General features: G+C 67.2%; 19 protein-coding genes. 7 read left to right on the forward strand and 12 right to left on the reverse strand.

The genetic code is table 11. The features are described 5' to 3' along the window. The first annotated feature begins 13 nt into the window (after positions 1–13). The 3 genes from OG709_RS28645 to OG709_RS28655 are packed head-to-tail and all read left to right on the forward strand — an operon-like array spanning position 14 to position 2,368. Entirely contained in the window at positions 14–1,123 is a 1,110-nt protein-coding gene (locus OG709_RS28645; RefSeq protein WP_266640285.1) for an acyl-CoA dehydrogenase family protein, read from the forward strand. Then, entirely contained in the window at positions 1,120–1,518 is a 399-nt protein-coding gene (locus OG709_RS28650) for a RidA family protein (RefSeq protein ID WP_266640284.1), read from the forward strand. Before OG709_RS28645 ends, OG709_RS28650 begins: the two co-directional genes overlap by 4 nt. A gap of 1 nt (position 1,519) precedes the next feature. Continuing rightward, positions 1,520–2,368 carry an alpha/beta fold hydrolase gene (locus OG709_RS28655; protein ID WP_329168101.1) on the forward strand — a complete coding sequence of 283 codons (849 nt, stop codon included), beginning with the start codon at positions 1,520–1,522 and terminating at the stop codon, positions 2,366–2,368. Positions 2,369–2,420: 52 nt separating this feature from the next. Here the strand turns inward: OG709_RS28655 and OG709_RS28660 are convergent, their stop codons facing one another. The 10 genes from OG709_RS28660 to OG709_RS28705 form a co-directional block, all read right to left on the reverse strand. Beyond that, a complete protein-coding gene (locus OG709_RS28660) occupies positions 2,421–3,173 on the reverse strand; it encodes an enoyl-CoA hydratase/isomerase family protein (protein ID WP_250305744.1) in 753 nt (250 codons plus the stop codon). Between the two features lie 110 nt (positions 3,174–3,283). Beyond that, entirely contained in the window at positions 3,284–4,192 is a 909-nt protein-coding gene (locus tag OG709_RS28665) for a cytochrome P450 (protein WP_329168103.1), read from the reverse strand. A 447-nt stretch (positions 4,193–4,639) separates the two neighbouring features. Continuing rightward, positions 4,640–6,007 (reverse strand): cytochrome P450, encoded by a 1,368-nt coding sequence (locus OG709_RS28670; protein WP_250305692.1) that lies wholly within the window; start codon positions 6,005–6,007, stop codon positions 4,640–4,642. A gap of 9 nt (positions 6,008–6,016) precedes the next feature. After that, positions 6,017–6,607 (reverse strand): GTP-binding protein, encoded by a 591-nt coding sequence (locus OG709_RS28675; protein ID WP_250305691.1) that lies wholly within the window; start codon positions 6,605–6,607, stop codon positions 6,017–6,019. Next, on the reverse strand, positions 6,582–6,962 hold the full coding sequence (locus tag OG709_RS28680) for a DUF742 domain-containing protein (RefSeq protein WP_250305690.1): 381 nt from the start codon (positions 6,960–6,962) through the stop codon (positions 6,582–6,584). Before OG709_RS28680 ends, OG709_RS28675 begins: the two co-directional genes overlap by 26 nt. Then, a complete protein-coding gene (locus OG709_RS28685; RefSeq protein WP_250305689.1) occupies positions 6,959–7,369 on the reverse strand; it encodes a roadblock/LC7 domain-containing protein in 411 nt (136 codons plus the stop codon). Before OG709_RS28685 ends, OG709_RS28680 begins: the two co-directional genes overlap by 4 nt. Continuing rightward, positions 7,366–8,508 carry an ATP-binding protein gene (locus tag OG709_RS28690; RefSeq protein WP_250305688.1) on the reverse strand — a complete coding sequence of 381 codons (1,143 nt, stop codon included), beginning with the start codon at positions 8,506–8,508 and terminating at the stop codon, positions 7,366–7,368. The genes OG709_RS28685 and OG709_RS28690 overlap by 4 nt, the downstream gene beginning before the upstream one ends. Positions 8,509–9,037: 529 nt before the next feature. Beyond that, positions 9,038–10,567, reverse strand: coding sequence for a helix-turn-helix domain-containing protein (locus tag OG709_RS28695; protein WP_250305687.1), 1,530 nt, complete (start codon positions 10,565–10,567; stop codon positions 9,038–9,040). Between the two features lie 14 nt (positions 10,568–10,581). Beyond that, positions 10,582–11,394, reverse strand: a complete 813-nt coding sequence (locus OG709_RS28700; protein ID WP_266640230.1) for a methyltransferase domain-containing protein — start codon at positions 11,392–11,394, stop codon at positions 10,582–10,584. 144 nt (positions 11,395–11,538) lie between these two features. Then, positions 11,539–12,042, reverse strand: coding sequence for a DUF6790 family protein (locus OG709_RS28705; RefSeq protein ID WP_326693800.1), 504 nt, complete (start codon positions 12,040–12,042; stop codon positions 11,539–11,541). A gap of 57 nt (positions 12,043–12,099) precedes the next feature. Here OG709_RS28705 and OG709_RS28710 point away from each other — a divergent pair, with 57 nt between their 5' ends. The 3 genes from OG709_RS28710 to acnA all read left to right on the forward strand — a co-directional run bounded on the left by OG709_RS28710 (position 12,100) and on the right by acnA (position 17,117). Further along, on the forward strand, positions 12,100–12,648 hold the full coding sequence (locus OG709_RS28710; protein ID WP_326693799.1) for a MarR family winged helix-turn-helix transcriptional regulator: 549 nt from the start codon (positions 12,100–12,102) through the stop codon (positions 12,646–12,648). A gap of 342 nt (positions 12,649–12,990) precedes the next feature. After that, positions 12,991–14,031 carry a hypothetical protein gene (locus OG709_RS28715; protein ID WP_329168106.1) on the forward strand — a complete coding sequence of 347 codons (1,041 nt, stop codon included), beginning with the start codon at positions 12,991–12,993 and terminating at the stop codon, positions 14,029–14,031. Between the two features lie 371 nt (positions 14,032–14,402). Beyond that, positions 14,403–17,117, forward strand: a complete 2,715-nt coding sequence (acnA, locus tag OG709_RS28720; protein ID WP_326693798.1) for an aconitate hydratase AcnA — start codon at positions 14,403–14,405, stop codon at positions 17,115–17,117. 82 nt (positions 17,118–17,199) lie between these two features. Here acnA and xylA read toward each other — a convergent pair whose 3' ends face one another. Both xylA and OG709_RS28730 read right to left on the reverse strand, forming a co-directional pair. Next, positions 17,200–18,369 (reverse strand): xylose isomerase, encoded by a 1,170-nt coding sequence (gene xylA / locus OG709_RS28725; RefSeq protein ID WP_250305681.1) that lies wholly within the window; start codon positions 18,367–18,369, stop codon positions 17,200–17,202. A 247-nt stretch (positions 18,370–18,616) separates the two neighbouring features. Next, a complete protein-coding gene (locus OG709_RS28730; RefSeq protein WP_329168107.1) occupies positions 18,617–22,441 on the reverse strand; it encodes a GH92 family glycosyl hydrolase in 3,825 nt (1,274 codons plus the stop codon). A gap of 475 nt (positions 22,442–22,916) precedes the next feature. Between OG709_RS28730 and ngcE the strand changes: the two genes are divergently transcribed. Continuing rightward, the gene (gene ngcE / locus OG709_RS28735) at positions 22,917–24,365 is read left to right on the forward strand and encodes an N-acetylglucosamine/diacetylchitobiose ABC transporter substrate-binding protein (RefSeq protein WP_250305679.1); all 1,449 of its coding nucleotides are present in this window, start codon (positions 22,917–22,919) and stop codon (positions 24,363–24,365) included. Positions 24,366–24,370: the final 5 nt, after the last annotated feature.

Below are 24,370 nucleotides of genomic sequence, written 5' to 3' on the forward strand. Positions count from 1 at the left end.
GAGGGGATCGTCGATGGGCGCATTCGCGCTGGACCAGGATCAGCAGACGTGGTGCGCCGAGCTGCGCACACTCGCGGCGGAGCGGTTCGCGCCGCTCGCCGCGGCGGGCGAGCCGGGCCGGGTCAACCGCCCCCTGATCGCCGCCCTCGGTGAACTCGGCCTGCTGGAGCGGCTGTTCAGTGCCGGGGCGCTGGACCTCTGCCTGCTGCGGGAGTCCCTGGCGTACGGCTGCACCGAGGCGGAGACCGCCCTCGCCCTCCAGGGGCTGGGGACGTATCCGCTCGTCCAGGCGGGCACCGAGCGGCAGCGCGCGAGGCTGCTCCCCGAGGTGATCGCGGGCCGCGCCGTCGCCGCTTTCGCGCTGAGCGAGCCCGGCGCGGGATCGGATGCGGCGGCCCTCGCGCTGAAGGCCGTGCCCGACGGCGGGGGGTGGCGGCTGTCCGGGGAGAAGTGCTGGATCTCCAACGCCCCGGAGGCCGACTTCTACACGGTCTTCGCCCGCACGACCGAGGGCGCCGGGGCCCGTGGAGTCACCGCGTTCCTGGTACCCGCCGACCGGCCCGGACTGACGGGCACCGCACTGGACATGCTGTCCCCGCACCCGATCGGCGCCCTGGACTTCGCCGACGTCCCGGTCGGGCCCGCGGACGTCCTGGGCGAGCCCGACCGGGGCTTCCGGGTCGCCATGAACACCCTGAACCTCTTCCGTCCCAGCGTCGGCGCCTTCGCCGTCGGCATGGCACGGGCGGCGCTGGACGCGACCCGCGACCACACCTCCCGGCGCTCCGCGTTCGGCGGCCCGCTGAAGGACCTCCAGGCGGTCGCCCACCAGGTCGCCGAGATGGCCACCCGTACCGAAGCGGCCCGGCTGCTGGTGTACGCGGCGGCCTCCGCGTACGACACCGGCGCCCCCGGCATCGCCAGGCACTCCGCGATGGCCAAGCTCTTCGCCACCGAGACCGCCCAGTACGTCGTGGACACCGCCGTCCAACTGCACGGCGCCCGCGCCCTCCAGCGCGGCCACCTCCTCGAACACCTCTACCGCGAGGTCCGTGCCCCACGGATCTACGAAGGTGCCACCGAGGTCCAGCGCACCATCATCGCCAAGGAGCTGTACGGATGAGTCTCGACCGCGTCAACCCGCCGCAGCTCTCGCCGCCCACCGGCTTCTCGCACGCCGTCGCCGCCACCGGGACCCGGCTGGTCTTCCTGGCGGGACAGACCGCGCTGGACGGCGACGGCAAGGTCACCGGTGCCACCCTCCCGGCCCAGTTCCGGCTGGCCCTGTCGAATCTCCTCACCGCCCTGCGCGCGGCCGGCGGCGCCCCCGCGGACCTGGCTCGGGTCACCGTGTACGCCACCGACATCGCCGACTACCGGACCCACTCCGCCGAACTGGGCCGTATCTGGCGCGAGTTGGCCGGGCGCGACTACCCGGCCATGGCGGTGATCGGCGCCACGCGGCTCTGGGACGAGCACACGGTGGTGGAGATCGACGGCGTCGCCGTACTGTCCTGACATGCCCGATATCGAGCTCACCGCAGGCACCGTCAGCTACGAGGACACCGGCGGCCCCGGACCCGTCGTCGTCCTGCTCCACGGACTCGTCCACGACTCCACCGTCTGGCGCAAGGTGATCGCCGGCCTGCGCCCCGGCCACCGGGTGCTCGCGCCGACCCTGCCGTACGGCTCCCACCGCATCCCGATGCGCCCCGACGTCCCGCTCACCCCCGACTCGGTGGCCGAACTCGTCGTGGAGTTCCTCGACCGGCTGGACCTGCGGGACGTGACCCTGGTGGAGAACGACTGCGGCCGGGCCCAGAGCGTCGCCGCGCGACACCCCGAACGGCTCGCCCGGCTGGTCCTGACCTCCTGCGAAGCCTTCGACAACTACCCGCCGGGCGTCCCGGGCAAGCTGATCGGGTGGGCCTGCCGGGTGCCGGGAGGTATTTCCCTCCTCGCCCGTACGCTCGCGGTCAAGCCGATGCGCCGACTCCCCGTCGGCCTCGGAGCACTCACCAAACGGCCCGTCCCCGACGAGATCGTGGACGGCTGGCTCCGCCCGCTGCTCACCGACAAGGCCATCCGCGCGGACTTCCGGCGCTACAACCTGGGCGTGCGGAAGACGGAACTGCTCGAAGCCGCCGAGGGGCTGCGGACGTTCGACAAGCCCGCCCTGGTCGTCTGGGCGGTCGAGGACCGGATGATGCCCCGGGCCCACGGGCGACGGCTCGCCGAACTGCTGCCGCAGGGAAGGCTGCTGGAGATCGAGGACAGTTGCACGCTGATCGCCGAGGACCAGCCGGAGCAACTGACCGCCGCTCTGCGGGAATTCATCGCCACCACCGGCATCGCCACCACCGGCTGACACCGGGCGCCCGGCCGTACACCCCGGCACGGTCGGGCGCCCGGCCCGTGGCTCAGCGGAGCCGCGCGGCCACCGACGACGTCAGCAGCTCCGCGTCGAAGAACGAGGCGTCGGCCAGCCTGCTGGCACCCGCGTACGCGTTGAGCATGACCTTCGCGCTGCGCAGGGCTGCGGGGGAGCGGCGGACCAGCGGTTTGATCCACCGGGTGACGGTGGCGTCCAGCTCGCTCTCGGGGACCGCCTTGTGGAGGATGGACAGCTCGACCGCCTTCGCGGCGTCGAAGTTGTCCGCGGTCAGGATCAGTTCCCGGACCCGGGCCGCGCCCGCCTCGCTCAGCAGCCGCGGCAGGACGCCACCCCAGGCCGGCGGCACTCCGAGCGCCAGCTCGGGCATCCGGAACCGGCAGCTGTCCGCCCCCACCCGCAGGTCGCAGAAGACCGCGAGCCCGATGCCGGCACCGATCACCCCGCCGTGCAGCCGGGCGATGGTCACGGCGTTGGCCGTCGCGAGAGCGTCGCAGACCCGGCGGGCCTTGTTGCCGAGGGCGTGCAGACCCGCCCCGCCGGGATCAGTGGCGAGCAGCGTCGCGAATTCCTTGCGTTCGCCGCCCAGGCAGAAGTCGTCCCCGGCACCGGAGAGGACCAGAACCCGGATGCTCGGGTCGTCGTGCAACGCGTCGAGTACGGCGAGGAGTTCGTCGAGGACGAGTCCGGAGATCGCGTTGCCCGTCTCGGGGCTGCTCAGCTCCACATTCAGTACGGGGCCCTCGTGCGTGACACGCAGGGTCTTGAAGTCTTCCACGATGCTGGTTTCTTTTCCTTGTTCACTGGATTCATTGGCCCATGGCATATGCGCGGCCGGTGGGCGCGACGAGGCATTCCAAGTCCTGTGGGGGGAAGAGGGGTCCTACGACGTCATGAACGGACGACCCGCAGTTCGCTGAGTCGGCGGAAAGCGACGCGCGGCGACCAGACGGGGGTGCCGCTGACCTGAAGATCCGGAAGCCGATTCAGCAGTCCGGTCAGCAACGAGGTGGCTTCGAGCCGGGCGAGTGGCGCACCCATGCAGTAGTGAATTCCGCCGCCGAAGCTGAGGTGCGACGCCTTGCGGTGGATGTTGAACAGATCAGGGGCATCGTGCTTTTCCGGATCATGGTGGGCGGTGCCCACCATCAGCTGCACCATCTCGTCCTTGCGAATGAGTACATCGCCGAGACAGGTGTCCTCGGGGGCGATCCGGCTGATCATGTGGATCGGCGGGTCGTAGCGCAGCACTTCGTCGATCGCGCCGGGCAGGTGCTGGGGGTGCGTGCGCAGCCAGTCCAGCTGGCGGGGGTGCTCAAGGAGCAGCCAGACCATGGTGGAGAGCAGGTGGGAGGTGGTTTCCAGACCTGCCAGGACCACGAAGAGCGCGAGGGAGTAGACGGCCTCGTCGGCGGCTGCGCGGTCGGGTTCCAGCTCGTCCCAGGTGCGGATCCAGGTCGAGACGGGATCGTCCCCGGGGTTCTTGCGGCGTTCCTGGACCAGGGCGGTGAAATACTCCCGCAAACGGCTGGTCGCGGCATCGGAGAGCGCGAGCTGACTCCGGGACGGGAACAATTCCTGGGTGAATACCTGGTCGTGCGTGAGCGAACGCATAAGAGGGAAATCGGTCGGCGGCAGGCCGAGCCATTCCCCTATCACCATGACCGGCAATTCCTCACTGACAAGCGCGCAGAAATCTGCGTCACCGTCCTTCAATTCATCAGTGAGTTGATCGAGCAATCGCTCGGTTATTCGGTCGACCGATTCCCGCATGATCTCCAGGGATTTTCGGTCGAACATATTTCCCATAGACCGCCGCATTCGCGTGTGATCGGGCGGATTAAGCATGGGGAGCGTGTCGCCCATTTGAAGAGAAGCGGGCGCGCTCCAGCGAGTGGCGTCCTCCTGCCGAGTCCGCCACTCGCTGCCCGGAACGGTCCAGGACCTGTCCCTCAGTACCTGGTCACACAGGTGGTAAGGGGTGACGAGATAGCCGCCCCAGGGGGCTGGGAAGACATCACCCATCGCCCTGAGGTCTGTGTAAAAAGGGAACGGATTCGCCTGTCCTGCTGAAGTTCGGATACGCGAGAACAGGGAAACAACAGCGCGCCTGTCAACAGGCGGGGTAGCCAGAGAAAGCTCCACAGCGACTCCTTGTTTCAAGAGACACATAAGATTTGCCAACCCTGTCTACCCGTACGCTTGAACGTTCATGCGACGGTAAAGTCACTGAAGGTGTTGTGGATGTCACACCTTGCGCCAGCTCAGGAATCCACTCCACCAGCTACCCTTCTCCGGCTTCTTCGGGGGGTTTTGGGCGGGAGCGATTCCAGGGGCCCGGTTGCCCGGCGCGTAAGACGCGGACAGACCCCTTTCTTTCCGTTCCGGGGTAAAACGGGCGGGCAGGGTGTTGAGTGCCCGGTGGAACGGGCCCGGCCGCCAGGTGAGATTGTCGGCGGGCACGGCCAGATCGATGTCCGGCAGGGTGTTGAGCAGCTTCTCGATCGCCAGCACGGAGATCAGCAGCGCCGGGTCCTTCGCCGGGCAGGCGTGCACGCCCGCGCCCCAGGCGAGATGGGCTCCCTTGCTGAGCGACTGACGGCTCATGGCGAGAGCCGGATCGCTGTTCGCTGCCGCGAAGCTGATCAGGACGGGCTCGCCGGCCCGCAGGGTGGTTCCCGAGAGGTCGACGTCGTACAGCGGGTAGTGCGCCGCGTAGTTGGCTATCGGCGGTCCGTTCCAGAGCACGTCGTTGATGGCGTCCTCGACCAGCAGACCCGCCGAGTGGTGACCGCCGGAGTACTTGTCGTCGGACAGCAGCAGCCGCAGCGCATTGGCGATGATGTTCTGGGTGGGTTCGGTGCCGGCCCCGATGAGCATGACCAGCTGGTGGATCATCTCCTCGTCCGACAGCCCCGCCTCGTGCTGCATCAGCCAGGAGGTGATGTCCTCACCCGGCTGGGCACGCTTCAGCGCGACCAGTTCGAACAGGGACTCCGTCAGGATCTCGTTGGCCTTCTCGACGTCCACCCCGTCGAAGAGGCAGGAGATCCCGTAGACCAGCCGGTCGCCGATCTCCGCGGGGCAGCCGAAGAGGTCGTTGAAGACCAGCAGCGGAACCAACTGGGCGTACTCGGCGATCAGATCGGCCCGGCCACGCGTACTGAACTGTGCGATGAGGTACCGCGCGACGCGGTCCACGTGCCGGCTCACCCGGTGCGTGTCGATCCGGGACAGCGAGTCCGTCACCGCCTGACGCAGCCTCAAGTGCTCGGTGCCGTCGGTGAACAGACAGTTCGGCCGGTACGCCATCATCGGCAGGACCGGGCTGTCCAGCGGCACCTGACCCTCGTTCAGGGCCCGCCAGCGACGCGAGTCCCGGGCGAACACGTCGGGGTTCTGCAGGACATGGAGCGCCGAAGCGTAGTCCGTGACCAGCGAGGCCTCCACACCGGGGGACAGCTCGACCGGAGCGGCTGTGCCGTACGCCCGCATGTGCTCGTAGAAGGCGTCGGGAGCGGCAGCGAATTCGGACCCGTGCAAGGGGACGCTTTTTCCGCTGTTGTGTGCCGGGCAGCCAGGCGGCGGTGCCTGAGCTTCCGAATGGTACTGCATGCCGAACTCCTAGGAAAGGCGCGACTGAAGATAGCGGACGAGAACGATCAGGGCATTCGCCGACGAGCGCTGATCGCGCGCATCACAATTCACGAGCGGGGTCTCGGGCAGCAGGTCGAGCGCCTCCCGGATCTCCGCATCCTCGTGATTCGGCTTGAGGTCGAAACGGTTGACGGCGATGGTGTACGGAATTCCGTACTGCTCGACCAGGTCCATCACCGGGAACGACTCCTCCAGGCGCTCGGGGTCGACCAGCACCAATGCCCCGAGCGCGCCCCGGGACATGTCTTCCCACACCTGGACGAAGCGCTGCTGACCGGGTGTCCCGAAGAGATAGAGGACCAGGTTCTCGCTGAGCGTGAGGCGGCCGAAGTCCATGGCCACGGTCGTCGTGGTCTTACCGCGCGTGCCCTTGAGGTCGTCGATCTCCTCGCCGGCCCGCGTCATTACTTCTTCGGTCCGCAGCGGTGGGATCTCCGACATGGTCCCGATGAACGTTGTCTTTCCCACGGCGAAATGGCCGACCACAAGGATCTTCGCCGCGGTCCGCACTGAATCGCGCAGATAGACACCGTCATCCGAAACGGGCTTGTAGGCCATTCAGCACCTCCTCGAGTATGTGGCGTTCGACCCGCTCCGCACGTGGGATGGGTTTGCGTGTGTAGAGATATCCCGCCTCCGTGAGGTCGGCGAGCAGGATTCTGATGATTCCCACGGGCAGCTGGCTGTGTCCGGCGATCTCGGCGACCGCGAGATAGCCGCCCGAGCACAGCTCGACGAGACGGCGCTTCTCCGGGTCGAGGTGATCGCTCCGGGGACTGTCCTCGGCCACCGTGACCAGCGTGATCAAGGACAGCTCGTGGTCGTCCAGCAGGCTGCGCCCGTTGGTGATGACGTACGGCCGCACTAATTGCGGGGCTTCCGGTCCCTGTTCCGGATCCACTGGCGTCGTCATGCGCGGGTGTCGGCAATCTCGCGCGGGGGACTGGTGAGCGCCTTGCCGAGCTGGCCGACGAGCTGCTGCATCCGGAAGGTTATCTCCGCCATGTCGACCTCGGGGGAAGCCGAGACGGCGAGGTAGGCGCCTTCGCCGGCAGAGATCAGGAAGACCCAGCCGTGCTCGAACTCGACCAGCGTCTGACGCCACTGCGGCCGGTTGCTCGGGGGGCCGCCGCAGAAGTCGGCCACCGTACGGCTCAAGGACTGCATGCCGCTCATCGCGGCGGCGACGGTGTCGCCGTGGTCCTTGCCGACGTCCTTCGAGCGGGCCATGAGCAGTCCGTCCGCGGAGACGAGAATCGCGTGCCGCGCCTCGGGGACTTCCAGGGCACTGTCAAGCATCCATGAAAGGTCGTAATTCACTGAGTCTCATGCCCTTCGCTGCGTGCACTGGTGGAACGGCGTCCGGATTGCGTCCCTCGCTGGAACGCCCCCATCACGGATGCGATCTGCTCGGTGGAGCGGACCGGGGTTTCCTCGCTGTCGGCTGTCGGCACGATGGATATCGCACCCCTTCGGCTGCGCTTCGGCAGGCCGCCGAACGTGGTCGAGCGAGCCGCCGAATCCTCTTCGGGCGGCATCGGGGAAGACGCGGCCACGGTGGGAATCTCCTTTGCCTCGGGCTGGGGGGCGGGCTCCGGCATGGCCGTGAGGAGCTCATCGGGAAGCAGCACGACCGCACGCACACCGCCGTACGGCGAGGTGGTGTCCACGGACACGCTGAATCCGTACCGGGCGGCGAGCACACCGATCACGGTGAATCCGAACTGCGGCGGGTTGCCCAGCCCCGAGACGCCGGGGGAACGTTCGCTGGAGAGAAGCTTGGCCGCACGGCTCTTCTCTTCCTCGTTCATACCGACACCGGCATCGTCGACGATGATGCAGACGCCCTTGGGTACCGGGCGGATGTTGATCTCGATCATCGTTTCCGGCGCCGAGTAACTCGTGGCGTTGTCGAGCAGTTCCGCGAGTGTGAGCGCGACGGGCTCGACGGCCCGGCTGACGATCGCGAAATGGCTCTGGGTCCGGATCTCGACACGCGTGAAGTGCCGGATACGGCCCTTGGCACTGCGGACCACGTCGTAGAGCGACGCATCCGTACGCTGGCGGCCGAGCCAGCCGTCGCAGAGAACGGCGATGGACTGGGCCCGTCGCGCGAACTGCGAGTTCATGTGGTCGATGTCGAGCAGGTCCTGCAGGATCTGCAACTCGCCGTATTTCCCCTGAAGCTTGGAAATGGCGAGCTGCTGCTCACTCGCGAGGCCCTGGAGCGTCCGCATGGCGGATTTCAGAGCGGTCTTGGTGGCTTCTTCGGCCCGCTCCTTCGCCTCCTCGACGGACTCCGCGTAATGGTCTTCCAGAGCGGCATAGTGAGTTCGGAGTTCCTGCTTTTCCTGTCGCATCTGGGAAAGCGACTTTCTGCCGCGAACGATCGCGGTTGCGGCGACAGGAGTGCCAGCTATCAAAGCCCAGAGTGCTGGATCCTGGAAGTACTGAGTCATAAGGCTCTCTTCGGGTGGCTGGGCCGCCGGGTGCTGAATGTCTCGGGGGTGCGGTCGAGTTCGCTCGTGGCCTCAGACATACGGGATCGGTCGCGCGCGTACTCCTGCCCGACTGCCTTGAAAGGCCCGGCTGATGGCATAGTTCCCCCCGGGGTGGCGGAATTCTGGGCCGACGCGCTGCGCGATTAATTTGCCATAGCTGGTTTGGGACAGCCAGGCAAGTGCGATGATCTTAGCACCACGGAACGGGGTGCCGTTCCTGGGGAAGCGTTATCAATCTGGCATCTGACGGAAATTCAGCAAGGGGCCCATTTGGGGTCATGCGGGGTGTTGGCTATTTGCCGGACGTGCCCGATTGATCATGGTTGGGAATTCTTCGGGTCGATTGTCCGCGATGGGGTCCGGGCGTCGCGGGAGGAATCCGCGAGGGCCGAGGCCGGACATGACTGTGCCGGGCCGGTCGCGAGGTGCGACCGGCCCGGCACGGTTCAGGATGCGGTGGGTGCTGCCCTGTTGGGGGACGGGTGGGTCAGATGTCCCTGAACGTCTCGATCTGCGCCCCGACGGAGTTGAGCCGCTCGGCCAGCTCCTCGTACCCGCGGTTGATCACGTACACATTGCGCAGCACCGACGTGCCCTCGGCGGCCATCATCGCCAGCAGCACCACCACCGCGGGACGCAGTGCGGGCGGGCACATCATCTCGGCCGCCCGCCAGCGGGTCGGGCCCTCGACCAGCACCCGGTGCGGGTCGAGGAGTTGCAGCCTGCCGCCCAGCCGGTTGAGGTCGGTCAGATAGATGGCGCGGTTGTCGTAGACCCAGTCGTGGATCAGGGTCTGGCCCTGGGCGACCGCCGCGATGGCCGCGAAGAACGGCACGTTGTCGATGTTCAACCCGGGGAAGGGCATCGGGTGGATCTTGTCGATCGGAGCTTCCAGCTTGGACGGGCGCACCGTGAGGTCCACCAGCCGCGTCCGGCCGTTGTCCGCCGGGTACTCGCCACTGCGGTCGTGGTCGAGGCCCATCTCCTCCAGTACCGCGAGCTCGATCTCCATGAACTCGACGGGCACCCGGCGGATCGTCAGCTCCGACTCCGTGACCACGGCGGCGGCCAGCAGGCTCATCGCCTCGACCGGGTCCTCGGAGGGGGAGTAGTCGACGTCCACGTCGATGTGCGGCATTCCGTGCACCGTCAGCGTCGTGGTGCCGATGCCCTCGACCTCCACGCCCAGGGCCTCCAGGAAGAAACACAGGTCCTGGACCATGTAGTTGGAGGACGCGTTGCGGATCACCGTCACCCCGCCGCTGCGGGCAGCCGCGAGCAGCGCGTTCTCGGTGACCGTGTCCCCGCGCTCGGTCAGCACGATCGGACGGTCGGGGGTCGCTCCCCGCTCCACCCGGGCGTGGTAGAGCCCCTCGGTCGCAGTGATGTCCAGCCCGAAGCGGCGCAGCGCGATCATATGGGGCTCGATCGTGCGCGTACCGAGGTCGCAGCCTCCGGCGTACGGCAGCTTGAAGCTGTCCAGGCGGTGCAGCAGCGGGCCGAGGAACATGATGATCGAGCGGGTACGGCGGGCAGCCGTCGCGTCGATCGCCGCCATGTCCAGCTCGGCGCCGGGAACGATCTCCAGGTCCTTGCCCTCGTTGATCCAACGGGTGCGCACCCCGATGGAGTTGAGCACCTCCAGGAGCCGGAACACCTCTTCGATGCGCGCCACCCGCCGCAGCACCGTGCGTCCCTTGTTGAGCAGCGACGCGCAAAGCAGCGCCACACAGGCGTTCTTGCTCGTCTTGACGTCGATCGAGCCGGAGAGCCGGCGTCCGCCGACCACGCGCAGATGCATCGGCCCGGCATAGCCCAGCGAGACGATCTCACTGTCAAGTGCCTCGCCGATACGGGCGATCATCTCAAGGCTGATGTTCTGGTTACCGCGTTCGATGCGGTTCACAGCACTCTGGCTGGTGGAGAGCGCATCGGCAAGCTGAGTCTGTGTCCAGCCCCGGTGCTGACGGGCGTCACGGATGAGCTTGCCGATGCGTACGAGGTAGTCGTCTGCCATACGGGAACGCTATCTCAGATATGAGATGACGCTTCATCGGGGTCGGCCATTGGAGTGACGCCGCGCGAACAGATCACCGTGAACACCGTGCAGGAGGCGAGGAAAGGCCCCTGGCTCAGCGACTCGAACCAGCGCGTGCCGCGTTCCTCGTCGATGTGGCCGGCGTCGATGGCCTTCCGGGTGTTGCGGCCGAGCCCCAGGGCGTAGTCGGCGACTTCCGGGTCCCGCAGGACCGGGGTGTTGGCCAGCACGGTCAGCACCGTGAACCCGGCTTCCTCGGCGAGGCGGGCGAGACGGCGCCCGATCGTGGCGTTGCGGACGGCGACCGTGGTGGTGAAGCGGGTGAAGGCCCGACCGGTTTCGAGGTCGTCCGCGTCGACGACCAGGGTGTCCCAGTCGGGCTCGGCGAGCCCCACGAGCCCGCCCGGACGGACCGCGCGGTGCAACGCGCCGAGCGCGGCGGCCGGATCGTCGACATGCATCAGTACGCGGTCGATCCTGGCCCGGTCCACGCTCCCCGGCTCCACCGGCAGCGCATGTGCGTCACCCTCCCGGATCTCGACGGGCGCCGGCCCGCTCGCCCGGCGCCGCGCTTCGGCCACCATGGCCGGGTCGCGGTCGACCCCGATCACCCTGCCGCCCGCACCGACCAGCCGGGAGAAGTCGCCGAGGTCGGCGCCGGGCCCGCATCCGACATCCAGCGCGGTCTGGCCGGCCCGGACATCGAGGAGGGCGAGCAGCTGCTCCTTGTACGTACGCCCCGTTCCGGCCATGCGCAGCATGTACGCCGCCTGGTCGGGCCGGGGTGCGCCTAAGTCCCTGTTCATGCGACCAGTCAATCAGGCCGACGACCCCGCGCGGAGACGGCCGGGATGCGGTCTCAAGCCCCGGTCCCGGGAGGAACATTGGCCGATCGAAGCCGGCCGTTCGCATCGTCGGGGCTCCGCTGCCGGGCGGGTGGGCCGCCGTGGTCAGGCGGCCGGGCCGGCGCGGCGGATGTCCCGGGCGGCCAGGGCGATCAAGACGGCGGGAATGAGGACGTCGTTGGCCAGGATGCCACCCGTGTTTCCGGCGGCGTGGTCGCCGTTGGCGAACCATTGGTAGACGTGGCCGATCGTGGCTCCCCACAGGAACGCGGCGGCGGCCAACCCGCTCGTGAGTCGCTCGCGGGGCGATGCGGACGCGCCGCGGAAGCCCAGCACGGCGAGGCCGAGGTTGGCGAAGGCGATCTCGAACTGGAACGGCGAGGTGGCGAAGCCGATGGTGTCGGCCATGCCCTTCGGGATCGCCAGGAACGAGATCGTGATCCACAGGCTTCCGACGCCAAGGGCGCCGACCGACCACCAGCGCTGCCAGATCTCCGCCGCCGACCGGCCCGGACCGCGGCGACGGCAGCTCAGCAGCGCTCCGAGGGCGGGTACCAGCATGAAGAGAAGCGGAAACGTGGTCTGAACGGCGTACGGGAGGTTGTCCATGAATCTGAGTGTTGCATGGTTAATATTAACCATGCAAGTATCAGGTAAGGTGGACGTATGGACGAAGGACTGGCAGAGCTCCTGTACCGCGTGGTCATGCTGATGGGCGAGGCGGCCCGGCGCCGCTCCGACCCGAACCAGCGCCTCTCCCACAGTCAACTGCGACTACTGGGCACCCTTGAGGAGATCCAACCCGCCACCCAGCACCAGCTCGCCGAGGCCCTGACCCTGTCCGACCCGGCCATCAGCCGCTCCCTGCGCCCGCTGGAGGCGCAGGGGTACGTGACGATCAGCGTCGACCCCGCCCACCGACGCCGACGCCTGGTCACCCTCACCCCGACGGGCCAGGACGCCTTCCTGGTCGAGGGCAAGCCCCTGGAGGAAGAACTCCGCACCGCCCTCCTGCAGGCCGGCTTCCCCTACGACCGCTACCTCGCGGAGACCCACCGGCTCGCCGCGCTGCTGACACCCGCGCAGCCACGGCGCGCAGCCACGGCCCGGCAACCGAACGGCGCACCGGAACCGGATCGAGCGGGCCGACGTGAGCAGGGGGAAGTTGAATCCCGGTCACCTGCTGCTCGGCCAGGGGCGGCAGAACCAGGTTGATGCTCTCGATGAAGTCAGTCGTCCGCATCTCCGCCGACCCGCGGGGACTGGATGGGATGAGACAGGCGGTTTCGGATACTCAGGTGAGACGAAACCGCACGCAACGCCCGCCACCTGTCCACACAGAGGGCGCCGCCTGGGCGGTCATGAGCATGCCGCCTGCGTGGTCGACAGCCGCGCCGAGGCCCTGGACATGGGCCGAACGGGTGCATCTGAGCCGGTCTGCGGGGTGGGCCGCTCTGATCGCGACCTTGCCTCGGCCGCCGGGTTAAGGTCCGCGTGGAAACGCTCCCCTGAGGCAGTTCCTGCTGCTCCCGCCGGCGTCCTTGGAGGCTCGCAGGTATGCCCCGTTCGTACGGCGGGCCAGCGAACGGCCGACGTGACTTCCTGGCCGGGCTCCCGTCGGGAGCGGCCGCCCTGCTCGCAGCGGTCGCTGCGGTGCTGAGCACGCTGATCATCGTCACGCCCGCCGCTGCGGCCGTGCCCAGTTGCAGGGTCGGGGCTTACGTCACCGACCTCTACGCGGTGAATCCGGTCGAGAGCACCGTGAACGCGGACCTGTGGCTGTGGAGCGTATGCCCACGCAAGGACCTTGCCGCTGTCCAGCGTCTCGAATTCACCAACGCGACGAAGACGACGCTGACCGCGCCTTCCAGTGAGAAGGTGGACAACGAGTACTGGACTCAGGTCAAAGTGGCCGGGACCTTCCGGCAGACCCTGAACCTGACGGACTTCCCGTTCGACAAACAGGTCGTCCGGATCCGGGTCGAGGAAAACAAACTGGACAAGTCACGGTTCGTCTACCGGGCGGATGTGAAGAACTCCACGTACAACCCCGGGATCCATCCCGGCGACTTCAAGATCACGCGATTCCGGATCGGTGTCGGTGACGCGTCCTACAGGACGAGCTTCGGCGATCCCCGGCTCAAACAAGGAGGCAGCAGTCACTACTCCCAGCTGGTGATCGAGTTCCAGCTCACCCGAGTGGACCTCACGAGTTTCGGCAAGCAGATCCTGCCGGTATATGTGGCTCTCCTGGTCGCCCTGATCTCGTTTCTGATCTGGTCGAAGGACAACGAGGTCGCCATGGTCGCACGGCTCGGGATTCTCGGTACCGCGCTCTTCACGATCATGCTCAACCTGCGGGCGGTCGACGAGGCGCTGGGCACCTTCCTGAACGTGACGCTGGTCGAAGAGATCCACTTCATGAGCCTGCTCTACGTACTGGTCGGTGTCGCCAGCACCACCTACGTCATGAAGCTGTTGACCGATCCCATGGCCGAACCGGCGGCGCGGCGCTTCAACAACCGCACTTTCGTCATCGCGACGGGCTTGTACCTCATCGCCAACATCGTCGTCATCGCCCTCACCGTGTCGTTCTGAGTCTCCGGGAGGCGGAGGCGGCTCCGCAAGATCCATCCCGACCGGTGCGGCCACCCAGCACCCCCGGTGCGTCCCCTCGTACGACCAGGTTCGCCGGCAAGGAAGCCGGAACGGCTGGGTTCGCTGTCGAACGCCTCGATCGGATGGCAGGGGTCAGCGTGGTCCCCGCATGACCTCCGCGCGGTCGTGTACTAGAGTTATCTCGACATCGAGATATCTGCCGAGGCGTATCGCAACCGCCACTCGGTAAGGGTTACCTAACTAATCCTTATCACAGCGGACGGCCGAGCAGCCGTAGGTGGCACCATGCGGCGCCGGCCGCACATGAGGCGCGGCGCGGTAGTACGCGCACATTGATGAAGGAGACTGTCGTGTCGGCGAACAGCTTCGACGCCCGCAGCACGCTGCGCGTGGGCGACGAGTCGTACGAGATTTTCAAGCTGGACAAGGTCGAGGGCTCCGCGCGCCTCCCTTACAGCCTGAAGGTGCTGCTGGAGAACCTGCTGCGCACCGAGGACGGCGCGAACATCACCGCCGACCACATCCGGGCGCTCGGCGGCTGGGACTCGCAGGCTCAGCCGAGCCAGGAGATCCAGTTCACGCCGGCCCGCGTGATCATGCAGGACTTCACCGGTGTGCCCTGCGTGGTGGACCTCGCGACCATGCGCGAGGCCGTCAAGGAGCTCGGGGGTGACGCCGAGAAGATCAACCCGCTGGCCCCGGCCGAGCTGGTCATCGATCACTCCGTCATCGCCGACAAGTTCGGTACGTCGGACTCCTTCGCGCAGAACGTCGAGCTGGAGTACGGCCGCAACAAGGAGCGCTACCAGTTCCTGCGCTGGGGCCAGACCGCCTTCGACGAGTTCAAGGTCGTCCCCCCGGGCACCGGCATCGTCCACCAGGTCAACATCGAGCACCTGGCCCGCACCGTCATGGTCCGCAACGGCCAGGCGTACCCCGACACCCTCGTCGGCACCGACTCGCACACCACCATGGTCAACGGCCTCGGTGTGCTGGGCTGGGGCGTCGGCGGCATCGAGGCCGAGGCCGCGATGCTGGGCCAGCCGGTCTCGATGCTCATCCCGCGCGTCGTCGGCTTCAAGCTGACCGGTGAGCTGAACGCCGGCACCACCGCCACCGACCTGGTCCTCACGATCACCGAGATGCTGCGCAAGCACGGCGTCGTCGGCAAGTTCGTCGAGTTCTACGGCGAGGGCGTCGCCGCCACCTCGCTGGCGAACCGCGCCACCATCGGCAACATGTCGCCGGAGTTCGGCTCCACCGCCGCGATCTTCCCGATCGACGACGAGACGCTGAAGTACCTGCGCCTGACCGGCCGTGACGAGAAGCAGGTCGCGCTCGTCGAGGCGTACTCCAAGGAGCAGGGCCTCTGGCTCGACCCGGCCGCCGAGCCCGACTTCTCCGAGAAGCTGGAGCTCGACCTCGCCACGGTCGTCCCGTCCATCGCCGGCCCGAAGCGCCCGCAGGACCGCATCGTCCTCGCCAACGCCAAGGCGCAGTTCGCGCAGGACGTCCGCAACTACGTCTCCGAGGACGAGGAGTCGGGCAAGGAGTCCTTCCCGGCCTCCGACGCCCCGGCCGCCCACAACGGCGTGCCGAGCCGCCCGACCATCGTCACGGCCCCCGACGGTTCGACGTACGAGATCGACCACGGCGCCGTCACCGTCGCCGCGATCACCTCCTGCACCAACACCTCGAACCCGTACGTCATGGTCGCCGCGGCGCTCGTGGCGAAGAAGGCGGTCGAGAAGGGCCTGACCCGCAAGCCGTGGGTCAAGACCACCCTCGCGCCGGGCTCGAAGGTCGTCACCGACTACTTCGACAAGGCGGGCCTGACCCCCTACCTCGACAAGGTCGGCTTCAACCTCGTCGGTTACGGCTGCACCACCTGCATCGGCAACTCCGGCCCGCTGCCGGAAGAGGTCTCCAAGGCGGTCAACGAGCACGACCTGGCCGTGACCTCGGTGCTCTCGGGCAACCGTAACTTCGAGGGTCGCATCAACCCCGACGTCAAGATGAACTACCTGGCCTCCCCGCCGCTGGTCGTCGCGTACGCCATCGCGGGCTCCATGAAGGTGGACATCACCAAGGACTCCCTGGGCGCCGACCAGGACGGCAACGCGGTCTACCTCAAGGACATCTGGCCGACCGAGGCCGAGGTCAACGACGTGGTGGCGAACACCATCGGCGAGGACATGTTCAGCAAGTCCTACGAGGACGTCTTCGCGGGCGACGCCCAGTGGCAGGCCCTGTCGATCCCGACCGGCAACACCTTCGAGTGGGACCCGCAGTCCACCTACGTCAGGAAGCCCCCGTACTTCGAGGGCATGACGATGGAGACGACCCCGGTCGAGGACATCACGGGCGCCCGCGTCCTCGCCAAGCTGGGCGACTCGGTCACCACCGACCACATCTCCCCGGCCAGCGCCATCAAGGCCGACACCCCGGCCGGCAAGTACCTGACGGAGCACGGCGTCGAGCGCCGTGACTTCAACTCGTACGGCTCGCGACGGGGCAACCACGAGGTCATGATCCGCGGCACCTTCGCGAACATCCGCCTGCGCAACCAGATCGCGCCGGGCACCGAGGGCGGCTTCACCCGCGACTTCACCCAGCCGGACGGCCCGGTGTCGTTCATCTACGACGCCTCGCAGAACTACCAGGCCGCGGGCGTTCCGCTCACCGTCCTGGCGGGCAAGGAGTACGGCTCGGGCTCGTCCCGCGACTGGGCGGCCAAGGGCACCGCGCTGCTCGGCGTCAAGGCCGTCATCGCCGAGTCGTACGAGCGCATCCACCGCTCGAACCTCATCGGCATGGGCGTCCTGCCGCTCCAGTTCCCGGAGGGCGAGACCGCCGAGACGTACGGTCTCACCGGCCAGGAGACCTTCTCCTTCACCGGCGTGACGGAGCTGAACAAGGGCGTCACGCCCCGCACGGTCAAGGTGACCACGGACACCGGCGTCGAGTTCGACGCGGTCGTCCGTATCGACACCCCCGGTGAGGCGGACTACTACCGCAACGGCGGCATCATGCAGTTCGTGCTCCGGAACCTGATCCGCAAGTAGGGTCCGGCAGCGACAGCGAGGGCCGCACCTCCCGTCACGGGAGGTGCGGCCCTTCGTGGTGCACAGGCACTCCGGTCGAGCGTCAGCGGACGCCGAGCAGATGCTCCATGGCGAGCTGGTCGAGCGCCTCGAAGGCCATCGAGCGCTGCGCCGCTTCCGCCACGTCGAAGTCCTCGTACGCGGAACGGTCCGCGAGCAGCCCCTTGACCCCGTCGGCAGCGGTCGGCAGTGCGAGCTCGTCCAGCCGCGAGGCGGCCAGCGCCTCGCGCACCTCCGGATCGGCGCGGAACGCCAGCGCGCGCTCCCGGAGGATCAGGTAGTTGCGCATGCAGTTCTTCGCGGATTCCCAGACCCCGTCGAAGCCGTCCGTGCGGACCGGCTTGAAGTCGAAGTGACGCGGCCCCTCGTAGCCCGCGCTCTCCAACAGGTCCACCAGCCAGAACGCCTGGCGCAGATCACCGGCGCCGAAGCGCAGGTCCTGGTCGTACTTGATGCCGGACTGGCCGTTCAGGTCGATGTGGAAGAGCTTGCCCGCCCAGATGGCCTGGGCGATGGAGTGCGGGAAGTTCAGTCCGGCCATCTGCTCGTGGCCGACCTCCGGGTTCACGCCGTACATCTCGGGGCGTTCCAGGCGCTCGATGAAGGCCAGGGCGTGCCCGACGGTGGGGAGCAGGATGTCGCCACGCGGCTCGTTCGGCTTGGGTTCGATGGCGAAGCGCAGGTCGTAGCCCTGGTCGACGACGTACTCACCGAGCAGGTCGAAGGCTTCCTTCATCCGGTCGAGCGCCACCCGGACGTCCTTCGCGGCTCCCGACTCCGCGCCCTCACGGCCGCCCCAGGCGACATAGGTCCGGGCACCCAGTTCGGCAGCGAGATCGATGTTGCGGATGACCTTGCGCAGCGCGAACCGGCGGACGTCGCGGTCGTTCGCGGTGAAGCCGCCGTCCTTGAAGACCGGATGCGTGAACAGGTTCGTGGTGGCCATCGGGACCTTGAGACCGGTGCGGTCCAGGGCCTCCTTGAAGCGGGTGACGAGCGCCGCCCGCTCGGACTCCGGGGCGCCGAACGGGATCAGGTCGTCGTCGTGGAAGGTCACGCCGTGGGCGCCCAGTTCCGCGAGGCGCTCCACGGACTCCACGGGATCGAGTGCGGGGCGGGTGGCGTCGCCGAAGGGGTCGTTGCCCTTCCAGCCGACGGTCCAGAGTCCGAAGGTGAACCTGTCCGCAGGGGTGGGGGTGAAACGGTCCGACATGGTCTGCCTCTGGTCGACACCGGCTCGGCCGACGGCGTCACCGGTCGGCCGACTTGATTTGTTTTCTGACACTACTAATACGGCATCGGCGCGATTGTTTCCAGAGGCGTGTCCAGCCGCGGGTCCCGCGGCCCCGGAACGGCCGCGGGGGGCGGATACGGGACGGCCGCCGGGCGGATACGGAACGGCCGCGGGGGCGGATACGGAAATCCCGTACCCGCCCCCGCAGTGGAGACCGACCGTCGTGTCAGGACAGCAGCTCCACCTCCGCGAGGGTGGCCGTGTCCGCGCTCACCAGGCGGTACTTCTTGTACCTGCCCGGGTGGGCCACGCTGAAGACCCGGGTCTGCTTGTCCCAGGCGAAGGACTCGCCCGACCGCTCGTCCAGCTGGGTCCACTTCGTGCCGTCGTCGGAGCCCTGGAGCACCCACGCCTTCGGCGCCTTCGCCCTGTCCGACGAGGTGAGGGTGTACTGGACCGGCCGGGTCGCCGACTTCACGGGCAGGTCGACCGACGTGAACGAGGCGTCCGTGGCCGAGGTGTTGTCGAAGAGCGCCCCCGGACCACTGATCACGTCCTCACGCGGCGAAGGCACCTTGTCGTCCTTGGCGATGGAGACCGGGGCGTCGTTCTTGCCGGTGCCCCAGCGCGACGGCTGCGAGCCCATCGCGAAGTCCAGGGTCCCGCCCTGCTCCAGGACGTCACTCGGCAGCGCGGTCGAGTTCCAGGACTTGCCGTTCACCTTCAGGCCCTGCACGTAGATGTTCTTCGAGCTGTTCTTCGGCGCCTTCACCACCAGGTCCCGGCCGTTGTCCAGGTGCACGGTGGCCTTGGTGAACTGCGGTGATCCGACAGCGAATTCACCGCTGCCCATCACCAGCGGGTAGAAGCCCAGCGAGGAGAAGATGTACCAGGCCGACTGCTCGCCGTTGTCCTCGTCGCCGAGGTAGCCCTGGCCGATGTCACTGCCGACGTAGAGGCGGCTGAGCACCTCGCGGACCTTCTCCTGCGTCTTCCAGGGCTGACCGGCCGCGTCGTACATGTAGGTGACGTGGTGGGCCACCTGGTTGCTGTGGCCGTACTGTCCCATCCGGACGTCACGGGCCTCGGTCATCTCATGGATGACACCGCCGTACGAACCGGTGGTGTCGGGACCCGCGGTCTCGGGCGTCGAGAAGTAGGTGTCCAGCTTCTTCGCCAGGCCCGCCTGGCCGCCGTACAGATTGGCCAGACCGCGCGAGTCCTGCGGGGCGGTGAAGGCGTAGCCCCAGCCGTCGGTCTCGGTGTAGTCGTAGCCCCAGACCCGCGGGTCGTACTTGTCGGCCGGCAGCCGCCAGTTGCCCTGCGCGTCCTTGCCCTGGAAGAAGTCGACCTCCGGGTCGAAGAGCTTCACGTAGTTCTGCGCCCGGTTGAGGAAGTACTCGGACTCCTCCTTGTAGTGGGCCTCGTGCGTCTTCTTGTAGAGCGCCTGGCCCATCTGCGCGATGCCGTAGTCGTTGACGTATCCCTCCATCGACCAGGACATGCCCTCGTTGGTGTTCGTGTCCGCGTAGCCGACGAACGGCGCGGTGGCCATTCCCTTGCGTCCAACTCCTGAACTCGGAGGTACGACGGTGGCGTTCTTCAGCGCTGCTTCGTACGCCGCCTTCGCGTCGAACTTCACGCCCTTCACATAGGCGTCCGCGAACGCCACGTCCGAGCTGGTGCCGGTCATCAGGTCGGAGTAGCCCGGGGAGGACCAACGGGAGATCCAGCCGCCGTCCTTGTACTGCTGGACGAAGCCGTCGACCATCTCACCCGCCTTCTTCGGGGTGAGGAAGGAGTACGCGGGCCAGGTCGTCCGGTAGGTGTCCCAGAAGCCGTTGTTGACGTACACCGAACCGTCCACGACCTTCGCGCCCGTGTGGGTCGGGGTGTTCTCACCGGCCTTGGGCGAGAACGGACTCGCGTACTCGATCTTCGAACCGACCTTCTCGGAACCGGAGTTCGGGTAGAGGTACAGCCGGTACATGGAGGAGTAGAGCGAGGTCAGCTGGTCGTGACTGGCGCCCTGCACCTCGATCTTGCCGAGGATCTTGTCCCACTGCGCCTGGGCCTTCGCCTCGGTCTTCGCGAAGGTGGCCGAGGCGGGCAGCTCCTGGGACAGGTTGTCCTTCGCCTGGTCCACGCTGATCAGGGAGGTCGCCAGGCGCAGGGTGACCGTGCGGTTCTTGCCCGGCTTGAAGCGCATGTAGCCGGTGACGTCGTCGCCGCCCCCGCCGGTGAGCCGCGAGCTCGCGGTGACCGGGGTGTCGAAGGAGCCGTACACGAACATCCGGGTCGCTCCGGTGGAGCCGCCGCTCTTGACGTCCGAGTACCCGCTGAAGGTCCCGGTCTTCGGGTCGAGGGTCAGACCGCCCGCGTTGGAGACGTTGTCGAAGATCATGCTCGCGTTGTCACCGGGGTAGGTGAACCGCATCATCGCCGCATGGTCGGTCGGCGTCAGCTCCGCCTTGAGGCCGTTCTCGAAGGTGACCCCGTAGTAGTGGGGCTTGGCGACCTCGTTCTCGTGCTGGAAGGGGAGCGCCCGCTTGCCGCGGTCGGCGTCCGGGGTTCCGGCGGCCACCGACGGCATCAGCTGGAAGGTCTGCCGGTCGCCCATCCAGGGGCTCGGCTCGTGGCTGGCGCCGAAGGCCTGGAGCGTGGGGAGGTTGTCGGCGTTGTTGGTGCTCGCATAGTTGTAGAGCCAGCTCGTGGAGCCCGCGTCGGTGACCGGCGTCCAGAAGTTGAAGCCATTGGGGACGGCGGTCGCCGGGAAGTTGTTGCCGCGGGAGTAGCCGCCGCTCGAATTGGTGCCACGGGTGGTGAGGGCGTAGTCCGAGAGGTGCGCGGACGGCTTCTCGGTCTTCTTGGGCGCGATCGAGAGGTCGTCGATCCAGCCGCGGAACGTCGCCGGGCCCTTGGGGGAGTCGTACGCCACCAGGATCCGGTCGACGGTCTTGCCGGCCGCGACCGTCCCGATGTCCGAGGAGACCGTGTTCCACTGGTTGACGTAGAGCCGCTTGGCGGCGCCCTGGCCCTGCGGCGTCAGCAGCCCGCCGTTGGAGTCGGTGGCCTTCAGGTCGCTCAGGTACGTGCCGTCCGTGAAGGCCAGATCGACCGCCACATCGGTGGACGGGTAGTTCAGGTCGGTCTTCCCCATCTCCGGGAACACCTTGTACGCCAGCTCGGTGTTCCGGTCGATCCGGGTGTTGACGTCGAAGACCTTGTTGTACGAGTAGGCGTGGCCCTCGCCCTTCTGGGTGCCGGAGTAGCGCAGCGAATGGGTCCCGGTGAACCCGGCCCCGGCCTTGGCTGTCGGCGAGGTCAGCGGCCCGCTGTCCACCCTGGTGACCATGTCGGTGGGCGGCGGGGTGCTGGTGTCCCCGTTCGAGAATTGAACATCGGCGAGCTGAGTGGCGTCCGAAGCGCCGTTGTTGGCCGAGATCTCGAACCGGTAGTGCGCATAGGCGGTGTCCGCACCGCCGACGTCGTACGACTTCGTCTGGAAGCGCTGGTCGAAGGCCTGGCCCTGCCGGCTGTCCAGGGTCTTCCAGTCCTTGCCGTCGGTGGAGCCCTGCAGGGTCCAGTCCTTCGGGTCACGCTCGGAGTGGTCGTTGGCGGACGTCAGCGCGTAGGTCGTGACCTTCACCGCTTCGTCCAGATCGAACTCCACCCACCCGGTCGGGTGGAACGCCAGCCACTTGGTGTTCGGATCCAGGTCGACGAGGCTGCCCTTGCCCTCGCCGCTGGCCGCGTTCTCGTCACTGGCCCGCAGCCCGATGACATGATCCATGACATTGCCCGGTATACCGGCATTGGTGGTGCCATCGATACCGGAGGAGCGTTTATGGCCGTCAGGACCTGTTTCTACGGTATTCCGCCAGTCCGGCTGTGGCTGGCCCGCTTCGAACGAGGAGTGGAACTCCTTGTCCGACGCGTGACGTTGGGCGGGTTGCGCCACGGCAGCGCCCTGCCCCGTCACGACGAGCGCGAATGCCGCCGCCACCAGGGCGGCCGTAGATCTTGCCCGGTGCCGAGCTCTGGTCTGCATGAGGGTTTTCCTCTCACCTATGCGCTTTGGACAACGTTGTCACTCTGATGCGCAAGGTCCAGTAGGAAGGCAAGTGGGCTGTGCCGTCAAGTGTGTTGACCGCGCGTACCGGACGGAATTGGACGCGCTCTCAAGGGGAAGTCCCGGCTGGTGGGCGGAGTGCACCAGATGTCTGTGAGGTCTCAACTCGGGAAAGACTGACGTTCAAACCTGCATTCGATCTTGCCCAGTTGAAGGTCAGTGGACTATACCTGTCGACGTCCGCTTCGCCGTGTCTTTGGCAGCGGGCCAGGGGGGGTGGGGAACAGGGTGGGGGAGCATCAGGGCATCCTCATCCAAATTCTCAGTGTTCCCTTCCTGCAGCCAGTGCAACCCAGCTTCAACTGACCGCGGTGGCGGGGCCCTTCGCCTGAGGCGAATTCTCAACGGGCGACCGGTACACCGCCTGAGTCCTGTAGAAGGCGAGGACTTGAGCATGGGATCCACCTCCGCTCGCACCACTGAGGGCCTTGGCCGTCGTGATCTGATCAAGCGATCGGCCGCTCTCGGCCTGATCACCGTCCCGACGATGAGCTTCCTCTCTGCCTGCGCGAGCAGCGACAGCAGCAGCGACAAGAAGGTCGCGAAGGGCAAGACGACCGCGAGCAACCCGCTCGGCGTGAACGAGACCGCCCCGCTCGACATGGTCGTCTTCGACGGAGGCTTCGGCGTCGAGTACGCCAAGGCCGCCAACACGCTGTACTCGAAGGCGCACCCGAAGTCGAAGGTGCACTTCTCGTCCACGCAGAAGATCCAGTCCGAGCTGCAGCCGCGCTTCAACGGCGGCACCCCGCCCGACCTGATCGACAACTCGGGCGCCGAGCAGATGGACATGGGTGTCCTGGTCGGCAAGAACCAGCTGACCGACCTCACGCCCCTGCTGGACGCGCCGTCCGTCGACGACCCGAGCAAGAAGGTCCGGGACACCCTGCGTCCGGGCATCGTGGAGATGGGCCAGTACGACGGTCAGCCGTGCTGGATCATGAACTACGCGTACACCGTCTACGGCGTCTGGTACTCGCAGACCGCCCTGGACAACCTGGACGTCGAGTATCCCAAGACCTGGGACGCCATGCTCTCCGTCTGTGCCAAGGCGAAGAAGAAGGGCATCGCGGGCTGGACGTACGCGGGCAAGTACCCGTACTACCTGCCGTTCTCGCTCTTCCCCTTCATCGCCAAGATCGGCGGTCGTCAGGTCCTCGACGACATCGACGACCTGGCGCCCAACGCCTGGAAGCACCCCGCCGTCAAGGCCGGATTCGATGCCTACTACGAGCTGTTCCAGAAGGGCTACATCCTCAAGGGAACGCCCGGCATCGACCACATCCAGTCCCAGACCGCCTGGACCGGTGGCAAGGCGCTCTTCATCCCCAACGGCTCCTGGGTGGAGAACGAGGCGGCGAAGACCACGCCCAAGAACTTCCAGATGAAGGTCGGCGCGCCGTCCAGCCTGGACGAGTCCACGGACAAGATGCCGTACGGCACCATCTGGGCCTCCGGTGGCGAGCCCTTCATCGTGCCGCGGAACGCGAAGAACCCGCAGGCGGGCATGGACCAGCTGCGCATCATGCTCAGTGAGGCCTCGTCCAAGAACTTCACCAAGACGGTGAAGTCGCTGTCCGCCTTCAACGGTGGCACCGACGGTCTGGAGCTGTCGACGGCCCTCCAGTCGGGCCTCGACGTGCTGAAGGCCGCGGGCGACAACGTGGTCAACCCGCGGCTCCAGGACTGGTACGTGAAGCTCCAGAAGGAGCAGATCGGCGTCTCGGTCCTGGGCGAGATGATGGCGGGCCGCATGACCCCGGCCGAGGCTGTCAAGAAGTGTCAGCAGTACGCCGACGCAGCCGCCAAGGACTCGTCGATCAAGCACTACAAGCACCAGTGAGCACG

This window comes from Streptomyces sp. NBC_01267 (genome assembly GCF_036241575.1).
GTDB lineage: Bacteria > Actinomycetota > Actinomycetes > Streptomycetales > Streptomycetaceae > Streptomyces.

What these genes read in the sequence shown, in the direction of transcription:
- OG709_RS28655 (WP_329168101.1), top strand. Translation starts at nt 1,520, where the DNA reads ATGCCCGATATCGAGCTCACCGCAGGCACCGTCAGCTACGAGGACACC.
- OG709_RS28690 (WP_250305688.1), bottom strand. Translation starts at nt 8,508, where the DNA reads ATGACTCAGTACTTCCAGGATCCAGCACTCTGGGCTTTGATAGCTGGC.
- OG709_RS28650 (WP_266640284.1), top strand. Translation starts at nt 1,120, where the DNA reads ATGAGTCTCGACCGCGTCAACCCGCCGCAGCTCTCGCCGCCCACCGGC.
- OG709_RS28715 (WP_329168106.1), top strand. Translation starts at nt 12,991, where the DNA reads ATGCCCCGTTCGTACGGCGGGCCAGCGAACGGCCGACGTGACTTCCTG.
- OG709_RS28675 (WP_250305691.1), bottom strand. Translation starts at nt 6,607, where the DNA reads ATGGCCTACAAGCCCGTTTCGGATGACGGTGTCTATCTGCGCGATTCA.
- OG709_RS28705 (WP_326693800.1), bottom strand. Translation starts at nt 12,042, where the DNA reads ATGGACAACCTCCCGTACGCCGTTCAGACCACGTTTCCGCTTCTCTTC.
- xylA (WP_250305681.1), bottom strand. Translation starts at nt 18,369, where the DNA reads ATGTCGGACCGTTTCACCCCCACCCCTGCGGACAGGTTCACCTTCGGA.
- OG709_RS28700 (WP_266640230.1), bottom strand. Translation starts at nt 11,394, where the DNA reads ATGAACAGGGACTTAGGCGCACCCCGGCCCGACCAGGCGGCGTACATG.
- ngcE (WP_250305679.1), top strand. Translation starts at nt 22,917, where the DNA reads ATGGGATCCACCTCCGCTCGCACCACTGAGGGCCTTGGCCGTCGTGAT.
- OG709_RS28665 (WP_329168103.1), bottom strand. Translation starts at nt 4,192, where the DNA reads ATGTTCGACCGAAAATCCCTGGAGATCATGCGGGAATCGGTCGACCGA.
- OG709_RS28645 (WP_266640285.1), top strand. Translation starts at nt 14, where the DNA reads ATGGGCGCATTCGCGCTGGACCAGGATCAGCAGACGTGGTGCGCCGAG.
- OG709_RS28730 (WP_329168107.1), bottom strand. Translation starts at nt 22,441, where the DNA reads ATGCAGACCAGAGCTCGGCACCGGGCAAGATCTACGGCCGCCCTGGTG.
- OG709_RS28710 (WP_326693799.1), top strand. Translation starts at nt 12,100, where the DNA reads ATGGACGAAGGACTGGCAGAGCTCCTGTACCGCGTGGTCATGCTGATG.
- OG709_RS28680 (WP_250305690.1), bottom strand. Translation starts at nt 6,962, where the DNA reads ATGACGACGCCAGTGGATCCGGAACAGGGACCGGAAGCCCCGCAATTA.
- OG709_RS28695 (WP_250305687.1), bottom strand. Translation starts at nt 10,567, where the DNA reads ATGGCAGACGACTACCTCGTACGCATCGGCAAGCTCATCCGTGACGCC.
- OG709_RS28670 (WP_250305692.1), bottom strand. Translation starts at nt 6,007, where the DNA reads ATGCAGTACCATTCGGAAGCTCAGGCACCGCCGCCTGGCTGCCCGGCA.